The organism is Actinoplanes sp. KI2 (genome assembly GCF_025630775.1).
Lineage (GTDB): Bacteria > Actinomycetota > Actinomycetes > Mycobacteriales > Micromonosporaceae > Actinoplanes.
The window spans coordinates 1-450 of the sequence record NZ_JAOSZE010000161.1 but is presented as its reverse complement, the minus strand read 5'-3'; the positions used below and the strand labels follow the sequence as shown (position 1 = coordinate 450).

Annotated in this window: 1 pseudogene; it reads right to left on the bottom strand. The window is 70.7% G+C overall.

Annotated features, from left to right (window positions below):
• A pseudogene (locus tag ODJ79_RS46770) lies at positions 1 to 450 on the bottom strand (nitrate reductase subunit alpha); the annotation flags it as partial.

The following is a 450-nucleotide window of genomic DNA, read 5'->3' as shown; positions in this document are numbered from 1 at the left end:
GTTGATCACGAAGGCGGAGTACCGCCGGCCGCCGGACTCCGACCCCGACCACTCCGGCGAGGTGATCACCGGCGTCGGCCGGGACTGGGTGTCGGCGAACGTGATCTGCTTGCCCTCGTGCTCCGCCGACAGGTCCACGAGCTCCACCCCGGTGAGTTTCTCCAGGGTGCGGAAGCCCTGCGTGGCCAGGTGGCCGTTGGTGGTGCCGGAGAGCGCCAGGATCGCCTCGCAGGCCTGCACGTCGCCGGCGATCGAGGGCCGGCCGTTGCCGGCCACCCCGTTCTTCTGCCGCAGGTAGTCCAGTTCCTTGCCGACCTGGAAGGTGACGCCCTTGGTGGTCGCGCCCAGGGTGTCCAGCAGCGGCCCGAGCGAGGCCATCTTGTCGGCGACCGCGGTGTAGTCCCGCTCGACCTCGACCAGCTTCGGCATCGTCCGGCCGGGGATCGGGTC